This window comes from Halobacillus halophilus, assembly GCF_020171985.1.
In the GTDB taxonomy this organism is placed as follows: Bacteria; Bacillota; Bacilli; order Bacillales; family Halobacillaceae; genus Halobacillus; species Halobacillus halophilus_A.
The window spans coordinates 328,123-344,918 of sequence record NZ_JAIVAL010000003.1 but is presented as its reverse complement, the minus strand read 5'-3'; the positions used below and the strand labels follow the sequence as shown (position 1 = coordinate 344,918).

The window sequence follows — 16,796 nt, the reverse complement described above, 5'->3', positions numbered from 1 at the left end:
CTATAACCATAAACGCATCAAATCAAAGCTCAGAATGAGCCCCGTTTCTTATCGAACCCAGTTTCAAGAATCGGCGTGATAAGTTTAAGGAACGTGTCCAATTTTCGGGGGTCAGTTCACAGCCCGAGGAAGCTCAGCGCATGCCTGTGGAAAGCGACTCGTTCCCCGCAGGACCTAACCCACTTAACAAAATATCTCGAAACTGAGTCTTCAACTAATCGGCCCGAGTGTGTAATAACTCTTTTATGAGATTCAATCACACCCTCTAACTAAACCATAATAAAAAAGCCAGGAACTTCTGCAACAGAAGATCCTGGCTTTTCAATGTGGTCTGATTAGGAGCGTTTATGACTTGAGTGAGAAGAGTGGTGTCTCTCAGAAGTTCTCGTGCGTTTTTCAGGCTCATGAGTTCTAACATTAGAGAATGGATCATCCGGGTTTCCATGGTTCCTGGTAGAAGCCGAATGCTCATCATGACTGTTAGATACCTTGTTATGCTCATGACTGCGGGTTTCCTTATCTGCACGAGTGTTAGAGTTCCGATGATTGTCTGTAGAATTATGGGTAGAGTCATACTCATGATTATGAGATTCCGTATTCGTATGAGTATCATGATTGCGATCATGGGCTGAAGAATCACGGTGAGCGTCATGGGTATTCTCATTGTAAGGTTCAGGATACATCGATTTGTTTTCGGTTTTATTGGTTATAAATGCGCGGTAAACTTTGTCCTGAAGTTTCTCGGTCGCTTCCACAATCACAATGACTTTTCCTTCTTTCAGATGACTTTCATACATCCGGGCATCATTCTCGGACATTCCGGCACCGACAAGCGCACCGACAATTCCTCCTCCGCCGGCACCTACTCCTGCGCCAGTGAGGGCAGCAGCGATTGGTCCTGCTGCGGCAATTTGGCCGAGTCCAGGTATGGCAAGCAGCCCCAGTCCCGCAATTAAACCGCCAATCCCACCGAGTACACCACCGGATAAGGCACCTAAACCTGCTCCTTTTCCGGAGTTTTTACCTCGTCCGCCTTTGTTGGAGCTCACGGATGTGTCCATCTCATCTTCTAACACAGCCACTTTACTTTTATCTTTTGCAAAAACAGATATGTTATCGGAACCATACCCGTGGTGTTGAAGATCCATAATGGCTTGTTCGGCATTTCCTACTTTACTAAATACACCGCCTATAATTTTCTTATCCATTATAATTGTTCCTCCTTTGTATCTTCCAATAATGTTCCATACCCTAAAAGTAGTGCCGTAAGCTTTGGAAAAAGTAAAATAAGCCGTTAGTAGGAAAACCGGCTGAATCTTCTTTACCTGCCTTTCCTTCAATGTTTCCTGCGGTGGAAGGGGAGGCGAGGTGAGTCTATTGGATAAAACCCAGCATATTTAGCGTATATTGCCAATTCATACATCAAAAGAATTAGTGTGAATTTCTCAATTCATGAAACATTTAGGAGAAATGATCGTCTGATGTATGAGAGAATCATAATAGAGCAAGGAGGTACCTTATGAAAATACGACTAGGTTTCTTAGCATTGATGATCCTGCTAGGCGCTGCCTCAATTGGCAAAGCGATCTACGACACCAATGTATTTAAAGTGAATCACGTAAACTTGGAAAGCAGCGAGCTCCCCGCGGGCGAGGAGTTGGAAGTATTACAGATTACCGACTTACATAATAAAGTTTTCGGAGACGATAATGAAAAACTGATTCGTACAGCTGAAGAATTGAACCCTGATCTGATCGTCATTACGGGAGATTTAGTCGATCATAGTACCAAGCAGTTCCAGCAGGTTTTTGACCTGTCAGAGAAATTAAAAGCTATCCAGAAAGACGTTTATTATGTATCGGGCAACCATGAATGGGAAAACGAGAAGACGGAAGAATTGTTTCAGGGGCTTCGGGAGAGAAACGTTACGATGCTGGACAATACCCATGTTACATACCAGAGGGAGGATACGAAGATCCATATAGCCGGGGTCGCAGACAGTTCTACCGATCACGAGAATATAAAACAAGCATTTGCTGGAATCGATAACAACGCTTATACGATTTTCCTGTCTCATTCTCCAAACATCGTTACCAAGTATGACGACATTCCGGCCGACTTGATTTTGAGCGGACATACACACGGCGGACAGGTCCGTTTCCCGTTCATAGGAGCGGTAGTCGCTCCAGATCAGGGCTTATTTCCGGATTTAACAAAGGGAGTCTATCAAGTAGACGCCGGTTCCACGCTATATATTGACAGCGGGCTGGGAACGAGTATCGCTCCTGTACGGTTCTGGAATCAGAGCCAGATGACCCTGCTTACACTTTCCGGTTCTAATGAAGCAGACTAATCATCCGACGTTGTTTCCATTAGGTATGGCGTTAATAGAGTTAGATAGCGTCCAGGAGTTTACTTACGATTCGTACGAAGCCTTCCCCCAGCCATTTGAGAAATCGAACGGGTGCAAAGATCAGCTCAGGGATCCACGTAAAGAATAGGTCTAACATATCCCTCTTGTGCATTTTGCTTTTCCGCTGCTTACTCATAGCACTCAACTCCTTTTCATTAATTCTTGGTAATAGGGTTACGAACTTTTAAGAAAAGCGTTTCATTTTACTGTTTTAATTTCTAAGGCAGGCCTTTCTGCTTCCTTCATAGGTCACTGTCATAAAGCCTTTTTTCCCATATATTTTAAGGAGTCTCGTTTTAGTAAATATGGAGTGTATACTAGGGAGTAATCTATGTTAAGATACGGTGCAAGGGTAAGACACTCGTCTTCAGGATGAGTGTCTTTTTGTTAGGCTCGTGATCCAAAAAGTTACGTTGCTCGCTAAAGATGCACAGAAACTGCACAAACTTTTCATTAAATAAAGCTATGGAAAAGTTAATGGTTATAGGAAGTTCCTTATTGAGAAGGAGTCTGGGCTATGTACGGGTAAGAGCACGGCCCAATCGAGGAAATGCATGACCCAATTCAGATCCACACCTCACATAAAAATATGATTATTATAAATAAAGGAGAGCCATCATGAAACTCCAGGAATTAGTCTATGAACTTGAATCGAAATCAGAAGTTACAAATAAGAATGTGGACGAAACCATACAAATCAGTGGTCTAGCAGACAATACCAGTCAGATAGAAGCGGGGTATTTGTTTATAGCCATTAAGGGGTTTTCGAAAGATGGACATACCTATATAGATGAAGCCATTCAAAAAGGAGCATCTGTCATTGTAGGAGAAGCAGATCTTCAAAATCCAGATCTTCCTTATATACAGGTGAAGAATGCGAGGAAGGCTTTAGGAATTATAAGCAGTAGATATTATAATTATCCTTCGCGAAATAAAACACTGATCGGGGTCACAGGAACCAATGGGAAAACAACGACCACTTATCTGGTTAAGCATATTTTAGCTTCCATGGGAAATTCGTGTGCTTTATTTGGCTCGATTCATAACGTGATTAATGGAGTCGATTATCCCTCTCAGCATATGACTCCCAATTCTCTTGAAATCAACCGAATGTTAGCAGAGAGCCAAGATGATGTGGTAGTGATGGAAGTCACGTTTCATGCTTTAACGCAATATCGTGTCGAAGGGTTAGCCTATGACCTCGCTCTTTTCACGAATCTCTCCCATAATCATCTGGATTATCACGACTCTATGGAGGAGTACTTTGAAGCGAAGAAAATGTTGTTTGATCTGCTGAAACGTGATGGGGAAGCTGTGATTAATACAGATGACTCCTGGGGACAGCGACTGGCGGATACCTTACAGGAACAAGGCACATCCACTTATCGTATAGGAGAAATGAGTGGAAGTGACTTCCGCATGGTTGAATCGAATTTTAACCCGCCGCGCGTAAAGGTTCAGGAAAAGAATGAGGTTACGGCCATCGATTCGAACATGTACGGGGCTCACAATATGTACAATGTAACGATGGCTTATGCCGCAGCCAAAGTATTGGGGTGGAACCAGGCAGAGATTCTAAGTTCCATTCGGAATTTTGAAGGGGTAAAAGGACGCTTTCAGATCATTACTCGTCATGAGGTGAACTTTGTCATCGATTATGCTCATACCCCGGATGCCATCTTTCACTGTTTAAACACAGCTAAACAAGGCGGAGCTGAGAACGTTATTCACGTCTTTGGTTTTAGAGGAGACCGGGACCGGACGAAACGGCGCGAGATGATGGCGATTACGTCTGAATTAAGTGATCACTATATTCTCACGTTCGATGATTTAAATTCAGTATCAAAAGAAGATATGGAAAAAGAACTGCAGCATTTGCAAAAGGAACATGGAAATGAAAAAGGGCGGATTGTAACGGATCGAACGAAAGCGATCAAGCAAGCCATGGAATTGGCGGAGGCAGACGACTGGGTTCTGATTACGGGTAAAGGTAATGAAGCGTACCAAAATCGTTATGATCTGCCTGCGGAATCAGATGAAGAAATGATTAAAAGTTTATCCTATCAGCCCTAGGTTAGTACTTGTAAAACATGCGGCTTTTCGCGTTCCCGGAAGAAGAAAGAGAGCGCGGAAAGCCGGTCATTTTCCAATTTTACGGAATCGATAGCTTTATAGGAGACAATCCAGACCGCACTGTCCTGTTATAGAGAAGCATTATGGTTTTTTAAGGTTCAACAGAATTTCTGCACAAATTTTGCAAAGAAATGTATTAGGATGAACATACATACCATTATGATAAAAAAACACGTACCGCGAAAAAGCTGTGCACTATTGGAAAGCTTTATTTTTTTAAGATTAAATATATACCTTCCGTGGTATGGGTATATAAAAGGAGGGAGAGGTGATTGTTACGATGAATGGAATGATGAGTGGAAACGGAATGGGCGGAGGATTTTTTGGATTTGGGTTAATTAGTATTTTAATTATTGCGGCAATCATTTTTATCGTGGTTTGGATGATGAAACCAGATAAGAAAAAAACATCTTCAGATTCACTGGAAACGTTAAAGAAACGGCTGGCTCAAGGAGAAATAACAGAAGAAGAATATGACCGGCTGAAGAAAAAGCTGGAGCAATAAGAAGAAAAGGGATCATGAGGAGAAGAAGAGGTGAAAGGAATGAATCGAAAATGGGTAGGCTCGTTTCTTATTATAGTGTTGCTGGTTTTTGGGGGCTGGATGTTTTTTAATTCGCCCTTCAGCACCAGCAAGCAAGCATTGCCTGCAGAAGTAAAAACGGATGGCACGAGCATCCTGGACATTGGGAATCAGAAAGCGGAAGAGCGTCCAGTGAAGACGTTCAGCCTGACCGCCCAGGAGAAAGAGTGGCGGATCAATGCAGATAAACAAGTGGAAGCCTGGACGTATAATGGCACGGTCCCAGGCAAACCGCTCCGTGTGACGGAAGGGGACTTCGTAAAAGTTCATTTAAAAAATGAATTGAGCGTGCCTGTTACGATTCACTGGCATGGAATGATTTTACCCAATCAAATGGATGGAGTGCCGGGGCTGACGCAGGATGCGGTGCAGCCAGGGGAATCATTTACGTATGAATTCATTGCGAACGACGCGGGTACGTACTGGTATCATTCTCATCAGCACAGTTCCAAGCAGGTGGATAAAGGATTGTATGGTTCGCTGATTATCGAAGAGAAAGACCCTGCCTACCAAAAGGAGCAGATTTTTATGCTGGATGAATGGGCAGTCGATCAGGAAAAACAGAGTTTAACCAATATGGGTGGAATGATGATGGGATCGATGTCTGGCGATGGTGAGGCAGATACAAAGCAGATGTATGATACTTTAACGGTTAATGGAAAATCTGGAAACGCCATTGAGCCATTGCAAATGGAAGCAGGCGAAACAGCCAGACTCCGGTTTATTAATGCAGGTTATCAGCAGCACCGTTTAGTTTTTCCGGAAGGATCAATGGAAGTGATTGCTGCGGATGGAGAAAAGGTTGTGACGGATGGCACATCATCTAATATGCTGGAAATCGCTCCCGGAGAACGAATCGATGTAGCTTTCACCAGGCAGGGAGAGGAAACAGAAGTAATTGGTGAGGATCCAACAACCGAGTATGACCGGGGGATGAAAATACCAGTTGTTTCAGAGAAAGAAGCGGATAGCTTCTCTTACGATCAATTATCGATTTCTTCAGCTGCATCCCAGGAAACGGGAACCTCAAATGGAAGTGAAGAACTGTTATTTAAGGAGACCCCTGAAAGTGATGTTACCTATCATATGGATCTGAGTATGGGGATGGACATGGGAGAAGGAATGTCTTTCCAGATTAATAATAAAGTTTTTCCTGATACTCCTCTTATCCCAGTAAGTGAAGGGGATGTGGTGAAGGTGAGAATTACGAATTCGGGAAGATTAAACCACCCCATGCATTTACATGGACACAGGTTTCAGGTAGCTTCGAAAGACGGTCAGGCCTATGAAAATCCTATTGTAAAAGATCTGATTCATGTAAAACCCGGGGAAGAATATACGGTATATTTTAAAGCCGATAATAAAGGGGAGTGGCTGTTCCATTGTCACGATAATAATCATGCAGATCGTGGAATGGTAACGATCGTAGATTATCAGGGTGTGTATTCCCCTTTTAAACTAGACGGTGAACACAGCAATCAGCCTTAATATAGAAGCCAAAAGTCTGGTAAGCTTGCAGAGAAATCCCAGGTTTTTCTGCAAGCTATATGGAGAACGGAGGCTTTGTTTTCCCGTTGGAGCGGCATCTGACGTATTTAATACTTTCGTAGATATCAATTATAAACGCCAATGGTTGACTGTTCATACCTTAGGTGGGTATATTAATGGATAGGAGAGGATTTTCCCTCCTATGAAAACTGTACAAATCAGCCGGATGGAAAATATAAAAACTCTATGAAAGGATGATCATGATGCAAACTACGATTAAAGTAGAGGGCATGACCTGTGAACATTGTGAGAAAGCCGTTACAGGAGCTTTAAAAGAACTGGATGGCGTTCAGGATGTTCAAGTCGATTTGGATACGGGAAAAGTTGACGTTTCTATGAATAAAGAAGTCAGTAAAGAAGCGATGGCCGATGCCATTGAAGACCAGGGATATGATGTTGTTTCATAAGGGATAGAGAAGAAGGTAAAAGCCTAAAGATGAGCATCTTTAGGCTTTTTTACAAGCTTTTTATTCCATAAAAGGGCCGTTTAATCTTCAAATATGTTCTAACTGATTCTTCAAGTAATGGGAGCTTATCTGTAAATCAGAATGGAAAATGAACAGTAATTAAAAAAATAGAATTCTTCACAATTTCTCGATAAATTTTTGCTAGAGTAAGAGAAGACTTTTTTAAGGAGTGTATTCAATGAAGAAACAAATAGGCATCATTTTGTTTATATCAATGCTTGTCCTCGCGGCATGCAGCAGCGAATCGAAAGAGGGGGAGGGCTCAGGAGAAGGTTCTGGTAAGGAAGAAGCTGTTCAGGAGAGTACAGAATCTTTCGATGGAAGTGTAGAGCACGTCCATGGTATGGGTTATGTGGATGCGGATACCCTCGCGTACGCCGCCCATTCCGGCATCAAATTACATAAAGGCGGGGAGTGGCTCGAATCCATCCATCACAAAAATGATTATATGGGCTTTAATATAGTCGACAACGGATTTTATACCTCTGGTCACCCGGGAGAAGGAAGTGATCTTCCAAATCCGGTAGGGCTTCAAAAAGGGAAAGTGATGGAAGAAGGCTTATCCGCTCTTGCGTTTGAAGGGGAAAGTGATTTCCATGCAATGGGAGTAGGAGCCAGAAACCATGCTGTTTATGTATTGAATGAACATGCGAATTCAGAAATGGAGCAGGGTTTGTATAGGAGCCTGGATGACGGAGAGAGCTGGGAGAAGATAGCTGCCGAGAATTCAGGCGAGAAGATCTTTCAAATTGCCGTTCATCCTGATGATGAAAATAGGTTGGCGCTGGCTACGGCTTCCGGAATTTATATGAGTGAAGATGGTGGGAAAACCTTCAGCAGGATTTCAGAGGAAGGACAGGGAAGCGGTCTGCATTTTACAAAGAATCGCTTATATTACGGTCTTTATACCGGAACACCTGCTATGTTTGTCTATAAATGGGAAGATCAATCCAAAGAGAAGATCGGACTTCCTGAAATGAATGAGGATGCGGTCATGTATATTGCCAAAAATCCAGAAGAGAAGGATACATTGGCCATTTTCACGATCAAAGGAAGCAGTTATACGACTTCTGACAATGGAGATTCCTGGGAGCAGATTATAGACGAGGGCCAAACAAAATAATGCACGTGGCTTTCCCGTGAGGAAAGTAAACCCATGCACAAAAGTTAGATGTGCATGGGTTTTTAATGCGCTTGATGAGTAGGTGGCTTACTTGCAGGAGCTGAATCCAATAAGCTTCCTCCAAGTAGAAGAAACAGCGCCGCTAAGAAAATAAGGAAAGGCTTGATCAGCCACTTTTTTGATGGAATGGAATCTTCCCGAAAAGAAGCATGAAAGAATACCGGATATAACAGCAGGGAGCTTATGGAAAGGGTAATCAAAAGCTTAAGAAACATAACGGCTTCCGTGTAGGAAACCATTTCTCCTAACATAGCGCCCATCATTCCTCCCATCATTCCAGCTGTAAGGCCTTCCAGTAAAGAGACGGTTCCTAATTTCCCCGCACTTACCGCTGCCAAAGCAGCCCCGCCAAAAAATCCTAATAGAGTAGAAGAATAGAAGCTGTCTGGCAAAATAGAGCTAGCCATTAATCCAACGGTTAGACCAATAGCGGTTCCTGAGAACATGGATATGACCATACGCTGGCTGTGAGATAGAAAGTCACACCATTTTCTCGTTAGACGGAAAGAGCTGATAACGGTTAACAGCAATGCACCTAGAACAAACAGGTGAAAGTCACTCATTTATATCCTCCTCTTCTATATGTCTTGTCCTTATTTAATGTATGAAGGAATGAAATGAATTATTTAGTTTCAAGGTGTTCAAGATTGAAGAAGTTGCTATTCAGAACTTGAGATGGCTCTCTTCCTCAAAGTTCTCAAACTTTGGGGATTTCTTAATATAAGCATCGGTTTTTATTGAAACCCGAAGACATACCTGCTCGTATAATGAACAATTGTATATCCATATTGGGCATACAATGGAAGGAGGAGGGGTCATATTGAAAAAGGTGTACGGCTGTTTTTTCATCGTGGGTATGTTGTTATTGAGCGGGTGTTCGTTCCTGGAAGGGGTGAACAACTCTTTGAATTACGTCAATGAAGCAACGGAGTACGCAAATGAAGTCAGTACGTTTACGAGTGAAGTTCCTTCTCTTGCTGAACAAGCCGTGATGGATCAGCAGGCGGCAGATGAATTGGAAACGCGTCTTGAAGAGATGAAAGCGAATATTGAAGAATTTAATGAGCTTGATGCCCCGCAGGCTGGAGCAGACCTGCACCAGCAGGTGGTGGAACGAAACAATCAGGCACTCGATGGGATTCAGATGTATTTAGACAATATGGAGAATGGTAAGCTGGATGCCTCGGTGATTGAGAATACCGAAGTTTTCCAGTCATTGAGAGAAATTACTGAGGTGATTGATCAGATTAAGCAATTGGGTGAATAAACAGGGAGGAAACCCGTCTCCTTTTGTTGAATAGTGGGGAGAGGGGGACACACTGGATGAAAAATGTGACTGTAAAAAAGGTATTATATAATGAAGATCACAACGAAGTGGCGTTTTCTAAAGGTTTATTATTAATTGATGATGTTGGACCACTTGTGAACTGGACGGTCAGTTTAAACAAGGTACAGGATATCAGTTTCTTTGCGGATCTCCAAAAAGAAAGAAAGCATCTTCATTTGAGCATAATTGGGGCAGAAGGAAAGACGTTTCAGGGAACCGCAGCGGTTGATCTGATTCCGGATCAACGCACGGTGCTCATGGTCGCAAGGGGCGAGTTGAAGCAAGTAAGATGATTATAATATATTACGGGAAACGCTAAACTTAAGCGTTTCTTTTTTTATTTTTTGAATCTTTTAAAGGTTATGGTTGATATTTGAACAATTTGAACAAATGTCCTATGGGGACAGCCAGTCTTTGAGATCAGCTTCTAACCTTTCCGTACTTTACGAATTTTCACCTCATAAGCACGGCTGCTTTCATCGAAAACTTCATAGTAGAGAGCCCCCCATCACTCATATAGATATCAAGTTAGACCGTCAAATAAGTTCACAAATGGTAGATCATGAGTCATCTCCTTAACATTGGACATAAAAAAACTCCTATAAAAGGAGAGATCTATTTTAATTGTTTTTTTTCTCTCTTAAGGTTACGGAACAGGCCAATCATAGTAACGATTCCAAATACAAAAATGAATCTTGATGTTTCATCGATCCCAGAAAACACAAGGGAAACTAGAAGTAAAGCTATAATTCCTATAATCACATACGACGTGACTACCTTTCCGACTTTCTTTTCAAATAAAAGAAATACACTGAGAAATAGTAAAAAACCAGCTATCTCAATAATAAGCAACAACCTATCATCCTCCGATCTTATTATCGTTTATATGCATAGATTTTAGATGGAGCTCATCTAAAGACCAAAACTGAATCTCGACAACTTCCATTATTTCTTAAATCTCTATATAGATATTGATTTCCTGTGGAGATGAGTATGCCAGCTAAAGATGATGGTTGGGCACCAGGAATGTAACATAAGTGCTCAATAAATAGTCCTCGCGCCCTCTTTTTGAATTAATTCCTGTTCGCATGCACCCTCAGCTCCCAGACAAACAAACTGATACCGGCGAGCAAAGCCACGATCCCTCCAATGAGCAGGCCGCTTGGGGTATAGACAAACATATACCGAAGAAATTCTTCTCTTCCCCACGTTTCTGCCCCGATTCCTCCAATCGCTGCACAAATAAAAAGGACGGCAAATAAGAAAGCTGCTAAAAATAGAAACGAAATACCTGTGTAGATTCGATTGATCACGTTCTTTTTCTCCCTTATGTTGAAAAGTATTATTTATTATCATTAAATTCTTCGCCACCCTACTATTTTCCTTTTTTTAGAAAACCATTTATTCAATTACATAAGAGGTATAAAAGGTCTAGTCAAAAAAGCCGATATATAGAAAAGAGGAAACGTACATAGGGGGAACATGAGATGAAGAAATTTAAGTACAAAATGCTGCTGGCCTTTGGAGTTGTCTTATTTCTGGCTTTTGCAGGGATGGGATCTTACAATCTCTACACGAATTACCAGCATAGTAAGCAGCAAGTAGAGAGTTACGAGACGAATCTATTAGAAGCTTTCGATTTACGGATTAAAAATGAAGTGAATACGGCTATGTCTTTGCTTCAATCCGCCTACAGCCAGTATAAACTGGGAGAAATGTCTGAGCCGGAAGCCAAGGAATTAGGCAGGAAGCTCGTAAAGGAGCTTCGCTACGGGAGTGATGGCTATTTCTGGATTGACGGTATTGATGGAGAGCTGATCGCGCACCCGATGTTACCGGAGAAGGAAGGCAGCAACCGTATCGACATTCAGGATCCGGAAGGCACCTATTTGGTTCAGAATATTGTTTCGGCTGCCACAGAAGGTGGGAATGGCGGCTATTCAGAGTACATGTGGGAGAAGCCGGGAGAAGAGGATCTGGTGGCTAAGCGTGCCTATTCAGAGTTATTTGAGCCGTGGAATTATATTGTCAGTACCGGCAATTATACAGATGAGATTGATGCCCTGACCGCTCAAAAAGCAGACGAGTATAATCAGAAAATGGTGCGTGACATGCTGGTGGGCGGGGGAATTGTGGCCGTACTGCTTCTTCTTTCCGCGATACTTGCCCTTCTATTCAGCAATCGCATCTCGAGAAAGTTAACGGAAATGACAGAGCATGTGAATCAGGTAGCTAATAAAAATCTTGAAGTAGAGGATTTATCTACTCGCAGTCGGGATGAATTTGGCGAGCTCAGCCACGCCATTAATCAAATGACGATGAACCTGCGCCATATGATCGGTAATGTCTCAGATGCTTCCAAACACTTGTCCCAGCAGAGCGAAGAGCTTACGCATTCGGCTGATGATGTTCAGCAGGGTAGCAACCTGATTGTGCACACCATGGAGGAATTATCAGCAGGGGTAGAGTCCCAGGCTGATTACACAACGAGTCTGGCTGAATCAACGGATAAATTGGTCCAGCGCATTCAGCATGCCCAGGAAATGGGAGACTCCGTCTATACTCATTCCACACAGGCGATGAAAATGTCGCAGGTAGGACGGACAATGATGAAGCAATCCGTCGAGCAGATGCACGCGATCGATGAGATTGTGAAAAGCTCCGTTACGAAGGTAAAAGGACTGGATGCCCAGACGAAGGAAATCACTAAAATTGGCAGCGTGATTAAAGATATTGCGGACCAGACCAATCTGTTGTCCTTGAATGCGGCCATTGAAGCGGCAAGAGCAGGGGAGAGCGGAAAAGGATTTGCCGTAGTGGCCGAAGAAGTAAGGAAGCTCGCCGACCAGGTCGCTCATTCTGTCGTGGATATTAACCAGATTGTTGCAAACATTCGAGAAGAGTCTACGTATGTATCCGATTCTTTAACAACGGGATATGAAGAAGTGAATAAAGGTACTCAGCAAATTAATGCAACGGAGGAAAGGTTTGAAAGTATCCATACGTCGGTATCCGGGATGGTGGATCAGATTCAGCAGATCTCTGCCAATCTTACCGAAATTACAGAGGAAAGCAGCGAAATGAATCAGTCCATCGCCGGCATCGCTGCTTTATCGGAAGAGTCAGCGGCCGGGGTGCAGCAGGTTACAGCATCCGCTCAGCAGTCTAACAGTGCGATGGAAGAAATATCTTTAAGCACGAAGAAGCTTTCGCAGCTCTCAGAAGACTTGAACAGTCAGGTGAATGAGTTCCATTGGAAGGAAGAAGCCGAACCAGAATTAGAAAAAGAGGAAGAGCTCGCAGTGGAGCATCCTCCGATTGAGAAGGCTGGTTAATGATTTAAGGATACAACGTGGAAAAGTGTATGGAACAATAAAATGAAACTGCAGGCGGGTTCGATTATTTCATAAAAGGAATCGAACTGCCTGCAGTTTTTTATGATAGATATTGAAAGATGAAACCTCCACTTTACCAGTGGAGGAAGTAGAGGTCGTAATGATATCTAGTCGCTCTGATTTTTTATTTCTTCTGCTTGTTTTTCAGCCATCCAATAAAGAAGCTCTCGTTCCTCAGGCTTTAGCTGACGATCGAGTTTTTGTTCAAATTCTTGAAGAAGCTGGGTGTAGATCTCTTGGTGCTGACTCATGGTTAAAACTCCCCCTCGAGCTTGTTAAATTTGGATGGTCCAGAAAGTAAATTTAAAATTGATGTAATATTACACGTCTGTTTGCGTTGAATATATCATAATCTACCATCTGGCTCAATCTATTTATTTACAAATTGTGACTTTTTTTATTTAAGGTGGTCTACAGGCTTCGTGGATTCTTGCAGCAGCATAAATCCAGCGCGCATTATTATTCTACCAATAAGGAAATTTATATTAGGAAACGAATGTGCGAAAAATCACCTGTATGGTAAAAAAATCGGTTCAGAAGAAGATCATAGCTTCTCCTGAACCGATTTTATTATTTTTGCAGCACCTGAAGAGCCTGTTCTGTGGTGGAAAGAGCCTCTCCGTGCAATCTTGCTGTAGTTGCGGCTATCTTTTTCCCAATTCTTCTTCTTTGATCCAGCATTCGCTGCGCTTCCTTGAACAAAAGATGTCCGTCCCAATTTTCCGCTGCTACGTGCCATCCGTTATCCAGCTCATACATAGCAGCGAAGGAATCAATTTTCGGATCATAGGAGAGCGGAAGGAACGGTGTATGACTTACGGCTGCGAAAATGAGCGCATGCAGACGCATTCCGATCAGAAGTTCTGATTCGGCGATCCGCTCGAGCTTTTCTTCGATGGAGTCCTCTCCCGGGGCGACGACGGCCGATTCGGTCATATGCAGTTCTACGAGTTTTGCGAAGCGTTCATCCTCCTGCCCGTGCATCGGAACAAATAGAATCGAGAAACCTTGCTGTGCCAGCTGATCACAGGCAAAAGCAAGCTTTGGAATATAAGATTCGGATGCACTCCAGGAGCGAACACTGACCGCGATCTGATGCTTTTTCTGTACAGACGGGGCTTCATAGCCAAAGACCGCATCGGGCACAACGGAGCAGTTCTGCTTCACGCCAAGCGATTCGAGACGGTGCTTAGAGTCCTGGTCGCGAACAGTCAGCCCGTCGACACGATTCAGGGTGTATGTGGTCAGTTTTTTTCCAACCAGCTGGTTAAACGGTCCCATTCCCTGGGCATAGACAAATACAGGTTTGCCGAGCCACTTCGCCATGTTGATAATCGTAGTATAATAGACGATCGACTTTGGACCAGTCGCATCCTGCAGGAGACTGCCGCCGCCTGATATCAGGCCATCACTTGCCTGCAGTACGCGACGGATGTCACGGAAGTTCCAGCGGCTGACGGTTTCGACTCCATAGGTGGTCGTGGTATGGATGAGATCATCCGAAAGCACCGTAATGCGAATACCAGGGTGGAGGGTGCGAAGCTGTTTAATCATGGAGGAGAGAATAGCTTCATCTCCTGTATTGTGAAAACCGAAATAACCGGATAACACGACGTGCATCATTATCACTTCCTTTTCTTTTTTATGTAAAGTTTCTGTGTTGATCGTAAAGATAAGCTTCCGTTTGTTAAGCTTCTATATATTGGTTATGAGGATGGTCCTACAGGGGACGATTTCGCTTTCCGTGGGCATGTGGTAAGCTTCCTCAGGCTTCGCCTTCCGGGATCTTACCGATCATGTTCATCCCACAGGAGTCTTCATCGTCCCCCTCCGGACCTTGCCGAATCAGAAACTCGAAACCACTTAAAATATCTTCTTCTTGATGAGCAAAAAGAACATGTGAATATGGCTGTTTTCATACTAAAAAGATGTGAAATAGCCTGTCATATAAGCATTCCAGGCAGGTTATGCTGGAAAGGAACTTCTCTTTTTGAAGAATCCGTTCCCCCATATAAAGCGAGTTATTTCCCCACCAACCATATACCTATTAAGTAACGGACCCAAGTTATCTCAAAACTGGGTATCACACAATCCAATTCTATAGCTTAATAAACTATTCAGGAACATCACCCATATGGTTTATTTGAATCTACTTTTATTAAAAATCAGCTTGTAGATTCCTATTGCGAGCAGGCCGATCAGATAGCCGAACACGATACTGTAGCCTGTCCGGAGCAGGGAGATGTGAAGCGGAATGTGCAGATGGGTGAACGTATTCACGATCGACATAAACCCGATTACCCCAGGTACAAGCAGGATTTTGCCAATACGCTTAAACCGGGGGAGGACGGCCAGGGCTAACAGATAAGCTGGAAAGCCTAGGAGAAACTCCTTCGACCGCGGCCGTGCATAAAGCCATTCCTCAAGCTTCGTGCGGAACCACAACTCAACTTCACTCACGGCCTGGCTATTCCCACTTCGCAGCACATAATACACCGCTGCTGCGCCTGCGAGCGCAATAAGGATCACGTGCCAGCCTTTCAAAGACTCTTTCACTTCTTTAAACGTCAGTCCCCACAGCGCATAAACGCCAAAGAAAAGCAGAGGCACGACATAAAGCAATTTGACTCCCCGGAACAGGACGATTCCTGTTAAGAACTCCGTGCCGTTAAGCAAAGCAATAATAATCACAATTCCGGCCAGGCTAATCCCCAGCGCTTTCACATAGGATAGGGTAATATCCTTGATGCGGGTGCTGCCGTGAGACGTGGCTTGGACCGCATAAATCGGAGTGACCAGCCCCACTCCAAGAGCAAATCCCTGGAGGAAAAGAAGAGAATCCGTCATCAGATAGGCGATCATAAGCCCAAGCGATGCGAAGGCAGCAAGCCATCCGAGCAACTGGTAATGAAAAATGGAGACGAGCGCTTGATAGATAAATAGAATTCCTGCCAGAAACGCTGCGAGATTTGCCCATAGCGGTGGTGAGAAGTCTTTCCACCCATCAGCTTCATGTAATTCAAAAGCGGACGGCATGGCATCGGTTATGTTTTCTAAATAAGTAATCGTATGATTCAGGGGATCAGCTTCCATAGAAGAGAGCAGGATCGAGCGCTGATTGCGTTCTTTTACGGCCCGCAGCGTGCGGTCCACTTTTTCTTCTACAGTCTGGTGGCCGTGCAATAAATCCAGGTTATGCATGCGAACCACGTTGTAGTTCAGATCAGCTGTAAATTCCTTAAAGCCTTGAAGCCGCTGAAACTCGGTAAAATAGACGCCTTCTGCTCCTTCTGAAAGAATGCCGGCTAACTCGTCCATAGCGGATGAATTAGGGTAGCCGGGAGCATTATCCCCGCTTATATGTACATAGTCTGCTTCATCCTCATAATAGTGAACAGCGGCCTCCAGCTGACGTTTCCAATCTTCAGGACTGTTGGCGGCTACGGAAACAATCACGTCCAGTTCTGCTCTTTTAATTTTAGAAACGGCATCTTCTGGAAGAGAGGCGTCCTTCATATCTACAAGCACAGAGGTGAGACCAGCTGCCTGCAGCTCCTGAAGAACAGACGGAAGAGAGCTATCCGTTTCTGCCATCTCCTTAATATGTTTATAAGGAAGCACGAGCTCGTAGTCATCCTGTGCCCTTTCGATAGAGGAGCGTTCATATAAACTGGGGATCGTTGCCGTGAGTAAAAGAATGATAATGATCCAGAGGACACGTGATTTGTTCATGGATGGGCCTCCTTT

General features: G+C 43.6%; 18 protein-coding genes. 10 read left to right on the top strand and 8 right to left on the bottom strand.

Translation table 11 applies throughout. The annotated features are described in order from the left end of the window. On the top strand, positions 1 to 79 hold a 79-nt coding region (locus LCM11_RS20555), incomplete at its 5' end, for an IS3 family transposase (RefSeq protein WP_412098139.1). Between the two features lie 256 nt (positions 80 to 335). On the opposite strand, the gene LCM11_RS08545 is transcribed toward LCM11_RS20555, so the two are convergent. Then, complete coding sequence (locus tag LCM11_RS08545) at positions 336 to 1,208, bottom strand: general stress protein (RefSeq protein ID WP_224893824.1); 873 nt, start codon at positions 1,206 to 1,208, stop codon at positions 336 to 338. Positions 1,209 to 1,519: 311 nt separating this feature from the next. Between LCM11_RS08545 and LCM11_RS08540 the strand changes: the two genes are divergently transcribed. After that, positions 1,520 to 2,353: a metallophosphoesterase gene (locus tag LCM11_RS08540; protein ID WP_224893823.1), complete on the top strand. Its 834-nt coding sequence runs from the start codon at positions 1,520 to 1,522 to the stop codon at positions 2,351 to 2,353. A 40-nt stretch (positions 2,354 to 2,393) separates the two neighbouring features. On the opposite strand, the gene LCM11_RS08535 is transcribed toward LCM11_RS08540, so the two are convergent. After that, positions 2,394 to 2,549: a hypothetical protein gene (locus LCM11_RS08535; RefSeq protein WP_224893822.1), complete on the bottom strand. Its 156-nt coding sequence runs from the start codon at positions 2,547 to 2,549 to the stop codon at positions 2,394 to 2,396. Between the two features lie 482 nt (positions 2,550 to 3,031). Between LCM11_RS08535 and LCM11_RS08530 the strand changes: the two genes are divergently transcribed. From LCM11_RS08530 to LCM11_RS08510, 5 genes are all read left to right on the top strand, one after another. Then, positions 3,032 to 4,486, top strand: a complete 1,455-nt coding sequence (locus LCM11_RS08530) for a UDP-N-acetylmuramoyl-L-alanyl-D-glutamate--2,6-diaminopimelate ligase (RefSeq protein ID WP_224893821.1) — start codon at positions 3,032 to 3,034, stop codon at positions 4,484 to 4,486. 328 nt (positions 4,487 to 4,814) lie between these two features. Then, a complete protein-coding gene (locus LCM11_RS08525; protein ID WP_224893820.1) occupies positions 4,815 to 5,051 on the top strand; it encodes an SHOCT domain-containing protein in 237 nt (78 codons plus the stop codon). A 39-nt stretch (positions 5,052 to 5,090) separates the two neighbouring features. Then, the gene (locus LCM11_RS08520; RefSeq protein WP_224893819.1) at positions 5,091 to 6,617 is read left to right on the top strand and encodes a multicopper oxidase family protein; all 1,527 of its coding nucleotides are present in this window, start codon (positions 5,091 to 5,093) and stop codon (positions 6,615 to 6,617) included. 260 nt (positions 6,618 to 6,877) lie between these two features. Then, positions 6,878 to 7,084 (top strand): copper chaperone CopZ, encoded by a 207-nt coding sequence (gene copZ / locus LCM11_RS08515; protein WP_224893818.1) that lies wholly within the window; start codon positions 6,878 to 6,880, stop codon positions 7,082 to 7,084. A gap of 238 nt (positions 7,085 to 7,322) precedes the next feature. Then, positions 7,323 to 8,267, top strand: a complete 945-nt coding sequence (locus LCM11_RS08510) for a F510_1955 family glycosylhydrolase (RefSeq protein WP_224893817.1) — start codon at positions 7,323 to 7,325, stop codon at positions 8,265 to 8,267. Between the two features lie 62 nt (positions 8,268 to 8,329). Here LCM11_RS08510 and LCM11_RS08505 read toward each other — a convergent pair whose 3' ends face one another. Continuing rightward, the gene (locus LCM11_RS08505; RefSeq protein WP_224893816.1) at positions 8,330 to 8,890 is read right to left on the bottom strand and encodes a hypothetical protein; all 561 of its coding nucleotides are present in this window, start codon (positions 8,888 to 8,890) and stop codon (positions 8,330 to 8,332) included. A 266-nt stretch (positions 8,891 to 9,156) separates the two neighbouring features. Between LCM11_RS08505 and LCM11_RS08500 the strand changes: the two genes are divergently transcribed. Then, positions 9,157 to 9,594: a DUF6376 family protein gene (locus tag LCM11_RS08500; RefSeq protein ID WP_224893837.1), complete on the top strand. Its 438-nt coding sequence runs from the start codon at positions 9,157 to 9,159 to the stop codon at positions 9,592 to 9,594. 56 nt (positions 9,595 to 9,650) lie between these two features. Continuing rightward, positions 9,651 to 9,947, top strand: coding sequence for a hypothetical protein (locus tag LCM11_RS08495; RefSeq protein WP_224893815.1), 297 nt, complete (start codon positions 9,651 to 9,653; stop codon positions 9,945 to 9,947). A gap of 322 nt (positions 9,948 to 10,269) precedes the next feature. Here the strand turns inward: LCM11_RS08495 and LCM11_RS08490 are convergent, their stop codons facing one another. After that, positions 10,270 to 10,506 carry a hypothetical protein gene (locus tag LCM11_RS08490; RefSeq protein WP_224893814.1) on the bottom strand — a complete coding sequence of 79 codons (237 nt, stop codon included), beginning with the start codon at positions 10,504 to 10,506 and terminating at the stop codon, positions 10,270 to 10,272. Positions 10,507 to 10,727: 221 nt separating this feature from the next. Next, on the bottom strand, positions 10,728 to 10,967 hold the full coding sequence (locus tag LCM11_RS08485) for a hypothetical protein (protein WP_224893813.1): 240 nt from the start codon (positions 10,965 to 10,967) through the stop codon (positions 10,728 to 10,730). 174 nt (positions 10,968 to 11,141) lie between these two features. On the opposite strand from LCM11_RS08485, the gene LCM11_RS08480 reads away from it, so the two are divergent. Beyond that, positions 11,142 to 12,989, top strand: coding sequence for a methyl-accepting chemotaxis protein (locus LCM11_RS08480; RefSeq protein ID WP_224893812.1), 1,848 nt, complete (start codon positions 11,142 to 11,144; stop codon positions 12,987 to 12,989). Between the two features lie 167 nt (positions 12,990 to 13,156). Here the strand turns inward: LCM11_RS08480 and LCM11_RS08475 are convergent, their stop codons facing one another. From LCM11_RS08475 to LCM11_RS08465, 3 genes are all read right to left on the bottom strand, one after another. Then, positions 13,157 to 13,300, bottom strand: coding sequence for a hypothetical protein (locus tag LCM11_RS08475; protein WP_224893811.1), 144 nt, complete (start codon positions 13,298 to 13,300; stop codon positions 13,157 to 13,159). 319 nt (positions 13,301 to 13,619) lie between these two features. Next, on the bottom strand, positions 13,620 to 14,669 hold the full coding sequence (gene csaB / locus LCM11_RS08470) for a polysaccharide pyruvyl transferase CsaB (protein WP_224893810.1): 1,050 nt from the start codon (positions 14,667 to 14,669) through the stop codon (positions 13,620 to 13,622). Between the two features lie 519 nt (positions 14,670 to 15,188). Next, entirely contained in the window at positions 15,189 to 16,781 is a 1,593-nt protein-coding gene (locus LCM11_RS08465; RefSeq protein WP_224893809.1) for a DUF5693 family protein, read from the bottom strand. Positions 16,782 to 16,796: the final 15 nt, after the last annotated feature.